Genomic DNA, 7191 nt, shown 5'->3' on the forward strand with positions numbered 1-7191 from the left:
CCTCAATAAAAAAACAAATATGATTATCTGGAATAAAGTCCCTCAAATTCAAAGGAAGTAAAAACACCTGACCAATACTATCTTCATGCAAAACCATAAACACCAACTCAACAAAAACTAAAAAACATTAATAATATATTACACCCCATAATATTTAAAACTAAGCATAACTAAAAAGAATCAAAAAATAATTATTGCACAGCCAATAACACCTAAAACTAGTAGAAATAGAAAAAGTAATAATAAAATTAAAATACAATAAATTATTATAGATATTAACTATCGAATAGCTATTAACTATCGAATAGCTATTAACTATCGAATAGCTATTAACTGATAGCTAATGAGTAGCTATTTGATTATATTTGATTATTTATTTATTAATTTATTAATTTTGATTTATATAATTCACAACATCATCCTTTTTCTTTATTGCATTGTTTGCTGCTTTTTGAACTTTTTCTTTCATGATTTCAAAGTCTTCTGGAGTTGTTTCTCCAACAAGCTTTTTTATTTTTGTGTATGCTGCTTCTCTAAATAATGGTTTGAGTTCTTCAATGGTCCCATCTGATTTATTCATTCTAGCTATTCCACTATTATCAACTGTTCCAATTTCAGCTATTTTAACTCCAGCATTTAGTACTGATTTTTTAACTTCATTTACTTTATTTTCTGGAACAATCAACATCAATGAATCAGTTGAAACACCTAAAGGATCTATGTCTAGAGTTTCTAGCATGTTAAGCACTTTTGGATTAACCATGGATTTAATAGCTTCATGTTGAAACTCTAAACCCAGTCCTGTTGTCTCAGAGATTTCATGAGCATCTCCACGAAGACCACCATTAGTTACATCAGTCATTGCATGGATATCTTTAACTAAATCGTCTTTTATAAGTGCATTTGAAGCTTTTATAAAGCTTATATCTATTGTTTCCCATATAACATCGAAAAAGCCATTATAAATAGCTGTTGTTGTTATTGTTCCTCCACCTGAGCCTTCTGTAAGAAGTATTATATCTCCTTTTTCTGCTCTTTTTCTTGCTGTTGGAGGATACTTTGAAACTCCAATGGAACCTACTGCACTAACAAGACGATCTCCAAGAACCATATCTCCACCAACACGTAATGTGCTTCCTGCTACAATTGGCACATCAATAAGCTCTGATATTGCTGCAACCCCTGCTGTAAAGTCGAATAGCTTTCCAACATCACCATCATCTGCAAGATGAAGATCACTAATAATGGCTACTGGATCTGCTCCCATAACACAAACATCACGAAGTGATGCTCTTGTTACATGAAATCCTCCGAGAAATGGATATTCACTTAGTCTAGAATGTATTCCATCAACTGCAGTTGTTACATATAACTCTCCACTATCAGTTGATGCTTTTACAACTCCGCCATCGTCTTGTGCTGTTGGATTTACAAGAGAGCTTGTTTTTGTACTATCTACAATTTCAGCTATTTTCCTATGTACAAAGAAATCTCCAGCTCCACGAGATCCTACTCCCATTTCACCCATAGCTATGCCAGATTCAGGAATAGCTATCAAATCCTTTAAAAACTCATCATTAGTTTGGCTGATTTTTAAACTATTTTTAACCTCTTCTATAACACTTTCAGCCATTTTACGAGAAGTTTCCAAAGTTATGTCTTTGTAATCAAGAATATATTCTGCTAAAATTTCTTCAAGAGATTTTTCATCAAAACTATCTATTTTACTCCTTGTAATATATTCTATATCCATTCATTTCACACCTATTATACCAACAATTTATTAAATTAACTAATTCCCTTATAATTCTCCAATCAACAATTCACTGTGCACGAATTATTAACTGTCATTTCATTTTAATAGCTAATATATTTTAGCTATAAGTTTCAATAGTGGTTTATCGAATAATTTATTAAAACATTTACTTGAAAAGTTTATTAATAAAATATTTGATTAATTAAACATTTGATTAATTGAAGATAGGTTTATCAAATAATATATTTAAGTTAGTACTATGTAAGATGTTACTAAAATTAAAAATATTAATAATTTTAGTAATAATAAATTTAATAAAAGTAATATTTAAAACTTTGTGAAAAAATAACAATATAAAAAAACAACAATATAAAATAGATAAAATAGTAATAATATACTTATAAAAAAAATAGAAATAAATAAAAACTAAATAAGGAATTTAATCATAAATTTAATATAATTAATATTTGATCAATATAATTGTTTGATAGAAGATTTTGCAAATCTTTGATTTTTTTAAATTTAAGATTTAAAAATTAGATAAAAGATTTTTTTATCTTTTATCCTTTTGCAAAATCAGTGTCTAATTAGGAGATAGCTAAATGTATGAAACTTTGACATATACTGGTGGAGTTTACAAAAGTGAAGAGATTAAGGAACTTATAGAAGATTTAGGAGGTTTCATTCTTCAAGAAAATATTATACAAATGGATTTAGTTTTAAATATGGCTATTCCTATTGATGATGTAGATAAAATAAAGGAAAAGGCTAAAGAGTTACTTGGAGAAATTACATTTGCTCCAATGGCAGGATCTGAAATAGCTATTGTCTCTCCAACACTTGCAAGACACCATCTGCCTCATGCAGCATGTGATATATCAGAATATCTTAGACGGTTCGGTGCTAAAGACAACATGATAGGACTTTCAAGAGGAGCAGGAAAAGGAATAGCTGGAATAACACAAGAAGAAAAATACTTAATTGAAGAACACGATATAGCTATTTTTGCACTTGGAAGTTTTAAACAATGTATAATAGATAAATATTTCCTTTATAATGATATAGACATTCCAGTGATCGTTACAGGAGCACCAGAAATTGATGTAAATGATTTAGATGGTGCGGATGCATATGTATCAGGGTTAGGTAGAATACCAAGACGACTTAAAAGAGGAGAGAATATCAGAGCACTTAGAAAACTTGTAGAAGTTGTAGAAAAGATGCTGGATAATAAAAGAAGAGAAATGGCATTTGACCCTCCCTTAGTTCCATCGATACTTGTTAAAAATGAGATAGAAAAACAAGTCGAAGCTATTAAAGCAGTAACATCTCCAATACCTGTCACAAGCCAAATGGATGGACTTAGAGTTAAATTAGATTATAATAAATACCATGAAGAAATAGAAAATGTGATGATTGATGATAAGAAATTAAAAGAAATAGCTGATATTAAAAAATCATTTATGTATAATTATATACTTGTTAAACTACTTAATGAAAGCTCTATAGTATAATTGTCTATAGTATAATTAAGCTATTTATACTCACACTTAAGGTCAGATATTATGGATTTATTAAAAAGAAGATTTGTTATGATGGCAATTCCACAGATTATTGTTTATGGCCTATACCTTTACTTATTACTTGGTGGAATTAGTACATTCTTTGGTGGAATAAATGGATACTCTCTTACTGGAATTGTAATAGCTATTTTAATCCTTAATTATGTTCCACAGTTTATAGAAACAATGAAATCAACTATAATAACAAGAACACTTTTATCAATAACTGAAGTATGGAAATGGATGGCTTTAATGTATGGATTTTTAACATTAGCTATTTATATTATTAATTTAGCCTTTAAAATTCCAAATGAAATATTAATAGCTATTTACTTAAGCATAGTTCCAATTTTATCTATCTATGCTTATATTAAAGCTCATAAGATTGTCATAACTCCATATACACTTAAAATAGCTAATTTAAAAGAAGAAGTTAAGATATTACACCTTTCTGATTTACATATAGGTTCTATTAGAAATAATAAACTTTTAAAGGATGTTGCAGATAAAATTAGTAGTGTTGAGGCAGATATAGCTATTATATCTGGAGATTTAGCAGATGGAACTTGTAAAATCCATAATGAATCATTCATACCTCTTAAAAAATCTAAAATACCAATAATATTTACACCAGGCAATCATGACATATATCCTGGAATTGATAATGTTATTAATGCTTCAAAAAATGCAAACATAACAGTATTATTAGATGAAAAAATAGAATTCAAAGGATTAAACATTTATGGTCTTCCATTTACAACAAGTAGTAGAAATCAGAACTTAGGTATAGGTCTTGAAGAATCCAAAGCATCTGGATTGGATGATTATGATGCCAGTGGAACAAATTTGATTGTTAATCATATTCCTGCAGGATGGGAATATTTTAGATCAATAGGTTTTGATCTCCAATTATCTGGACATACACATGGTGGACAGTTTTATCCATTCACTTTCTTTGTAAAATTAGTTTTTCCTTATCTTAGAGGATTGTACAAAGAAGATAATAGCTATTTATCTGTAACTGATGGTGTTGGAACATTAGCTCCACCAATGAGGTTAGGAACTAATGCTGAAATTGTTCTTTTAGAATTAAAACCATTATAATCTCTACTTAGATAAAATCACCTTTTGATTCTATTTTGATAATAAAAAAAGAATAAATAGGAATAAATAGAATTTATTAAATTTAATAAAATAATAGGTTGTCATTTCCTTAAAAACATGATAGATTAAAATGTACTAATAATTAGTAATAATTATTATGTATTTTATATTAAAATCTAATAATAAGTTTCTCAGGATGCAAAATATTGGCATAATTTTCAAACAAATAAATTTATTACAAATAAAATATAAATTAATAATTACTAAGAATTATTAAATATCTTCCATAAACTAATGATTAATAATTTAAGGATAAATTGAGAAGGAGGGATTGAAAATGAATATGAAAGGAGAATTATCAGTTGATGTGGCTGATTTTAGAAAATTAATAAGGAAAAATAAGATCTATGTTGATAAAACAAAAGTAATAAAAAACATAATAGATCGCAATGGAACATATTATTTTCTCTCTCGTCCAAGAAGATTTGGAAAATCATTACTTATAAGCACTTTAAAAGAACTTTATGAAGGTAATAAAGAATTATTTAAAGGTACCTATATCTATGATAAGTGGAATTGGAGTGAAACTTATCCAATTATACTTATTGATTTAAATGATATTGATGATGAAACTATTGAATCATTTGAAGAATCATTAAGTATTCATTTAGATAGAATAGCTAAAAATTTTTCTATAAACCTTATTTCTAAATCTTCCAAAGATAAGTTCTCAGAGCTAATAGAAGAAGTCTATTTACTTTATAAACAAGAGGTTGTTGTCTTGGTTGATGAGTACGACAAGCCTATACTAAATAAGATTGTTGATACAAGCATAGCTATTAAATTTCAAGAAAAATTAAAGAATTTCTATGGTACATTAAAAAGTGCTGATAGTAAACTTAAATTTGTTTTTGTAACAGGCATTACAAAGTTCTCTAAAGTCTCAATATTCTCTGATTTTAATAATTTAATCGACTTAACTTTAAATAGTGACTATTCAACTATTTGTGGCTACACTGATAAGGAAGTTGAAAAATATTTTAAAAAATTTATAGATTATTATGCTAATTTAAGTGGTAATACTTATAATGAAACTTTAAAACTTATTAAACATCATTATGATGGTTATTCATGGGATGGTGAAAATTTTCTTTATAATCCATATTCTTTAATGAATTTTTTCAATGATGATGAGTTTAATAACTACTGGTTTGAATCTGGAACTCCTAATTTTTTAATTAAGCTATTAAAAAAAGATTTCAACATTGGAAATATATTTAAACAATTAACTTTATCTACATCAGAATTTAAAACTTTTGACATTAAAAATCTTAAACAAATTCCTTTACTTTTTCAATCAGGCTATTTAACAATCGTTAAAAAAGAATACGAAAATGGAAAACCAATTTATACATTAAAAATACCTAATAATGAAGTTGAAGAATCAATTACAGAAAATCTCTTTAATAACTTCTTAAATAAAGCTGAAAATACTTTTGCATCTAAAAGAAAGGAAATTTGGCAAGAACTTAAAAATGGAAAATGTGAGTTATTAATTAAATATCTGAAAAAAGAGATTGTAAACACTCCTTACCAACTTAAAATAAGAAACTGGAAATATTACCAAACTTTAATCTACTTTATAATGAAATCATTAGGATTTAACACTAATAGCGAAATAAGCATGTTTAGTGGTAGGTTAGATATAGCTATTGAAGAAGATAGCTATTTTCCTTTCTATGATGAAAAGGGTAATGTAATCGTAATTGAAGTTAAATATACACAACAAAAGAATAGAGATATTGAAACATTAAGTTATGATGCTATAAATCAAATAAAAGAAAAAAAATACTATGAATTTTATGGCGATGTAAACATAATCATAATAGGCTTAGCTATTAAAGAAGTAAAACTAAAAATAGGTGGAAGTAGAATAGACATGAAATGCGAAATAGAAAAAGTAACAAATAGCTGTTAAATTAGGAGAAAATCTCTGAAAATCAAATAGTAGAGAACATGCTAATATCCAGAGATAAATTGTTCATATAATTACCTTTAAATCCTGAAAGATTCATACAATAATGACAATAATGTAATACTACAGATCTAAAATGATCTTAAAATATCTCAAAGTAATTTCGCAAGTAAAATTAATAAATAGTAACAAATAATTAAAAATAAATATTAAATAAATAAAATAAATTGATGTTAATCAAAACTTACAGATTAATAGCCTTGGCTATGAGCTGCGAATCTTAGAATTAAACAAAAAACTCCTAATATAACTGTAATAGCTACAACATGCTCAGGAGAGAGTTTTGGTCCGTTACTTTCTTCATCAAAATATCTTACAAGACCTGCACCTGATGAAGGTAATGATATTTTATCTTTTTTCCCCATTTTATCACCTAGAATTAATAATAGTAAATTTAATCTTTTTAATGAATATTAAACTTGTTAAAATCATTGGTAAATTAAATATTAGTAAAGTTAATAGTTTTTAAACTTAAATTAAAGTTTATATGTTCCCTTTAAAGATTAATAATAGCTACTAAAAACTAATATATAAATAAATACATATATTAATATGTTTTTTATACTTTATAAATTTATGTTTTTAAAAATTAAATACAAACTTTATTTAAAATATATGCTAAAGTTAAAAAATAAAATTCATAACTCAAGTTTTTTTTATTAATAGTGATCCTTGTAAAGTTCTTAATTTTTTTTATTAAAAATATATTTGATTAAATTAATTATATTTTAATA

At 26.3% G+C, this 7191-nt stretch carries 5 protein-coding genes; 3 read left to right on the forward strand and 2 right to left on the reverse strand.

Going from position 1 to position 7191, the window contains the following annotated elements:
* Window positions 1-388 precede the first annotated feature (388 nt).
* On the reverse strand, window positions 389-1753 hold the full coding sequence (locus MBFIL_RS01240; RefSeq protein ID WP_066970689.1) for an AIR synthase-related protein: 1365 nt from the start codon (window positions 1751-1753) through the stop codon (window positions 389-391).
* Between the two features lie 605 nt (window positions 1754-2358).
* Here MBFIL_RS01240 and MBFIL_RS01245 point away from each other — a divergent pair.
* From MBFIL_RS01245 to MBFIL_RS01255, 3 genes are all read left to right on the forward strand, one after another.
* Window positions 2359-3270, forward strand: a complete 912-nt coding sequence (locus MBFIL_RS01245; RefSeq protein WP_066970690.1) for a methanogenesis marker 7 protein — start codon at window positions 2359-2361, stop codon at window positions 3268-3270.
* A 51-nt stretch (window positions 3271-3321) separates the two neighbouring features.
* Entirely contained in the window at window positions 3322-4422 is a 1101-nt protein-coding gene (locus MBFIL_RS01250; RefSeq protein WP_066970692.1) for a metallophosphoesterase, read from the forward strand.
* A gap of 337 nt (window positions 4423-4759) precedes the next feature.
* Entirely contained in the window at window positions 4760-6400 is a 1641-nt protein-coding gene (locus MBFIL_RS01255) for an ATP-binding protein (protein WP_066970694.1), read from the forward strand.
* Between the two features lie 248 nt (window positions 6401-6648).
* Here MBFIL_RS01255 and MBFIL_RS01260 read toward each other — a convergent pair whose 3' ends face one another.
* A complete protein-coding gene (locus MBFIL_RS01260) occupies window positions 6649-6822 on the reverse strand; it encodes a preprotein translocase subunit Sec61beta (RefSeq protein WP_066970696.1) in 174 nt (57 codons plus the stop codon).
* Window positions 6823-7191 lie beyond the last annotated feature (369 nt).

Source organism: Methanobrevibacter filiformis (genome assembly GCF_001639265.1).
GTDB lineage: Archaea > Methanobacteriota > Methanobacteria > Methanobacteriales > Methanobacteriaceae > Methanacia > Methanacia filiformis.